We start from the raw sequence: 202 nt of genomic DNA, 5'->3' as shown, positions 1-202 counted from the left end.
CCGGCAGCGGCATGATGATACCGCAGAGCGTGCTGGCGTGGATGCTGGCTGCCGTGCTGCTGCTGCTGGCGGCTCCTGTATCCCGTCAGGCGCTGAGCGCGGCCCTGCGCCCCACGCCATTCATGACGCTCTGCCTGGCAGGCGCGGTCATCCTTACCCTGCCGCTGCTGTACGCGCCGCAGACCTGGCGCTATCTCGCAGA

At 68.8% G+C, this 202-nt stretch carries 1 protein-coding gene; it reads left to right on the top strand.

Annotation, left to right across the window (positions count from 1 at the left end):
• Positions 1-11: 11 nt before the first annotated feature.
• On the top strand, positions 12-202 hold a 191-nt coding region (locus AAIR21_RS28335; RefSeq protein ID WP_434682906.1), incomplete at its 3' end, for a hypothetical protein.

The sequence above is a fragment of the Enterobacter sp. PTB genome (assembly GCF_051130085.1).
GTDB lineage: Bacteria > Pseudomonadota > Gammaproteobacteria > Enterobacterales > Enterobacteriaceae > Enterobacter > Enterobacter ludwigii.
This window is presented reverse-complemented; position numbering and strand designations above follow the sequence as displayed.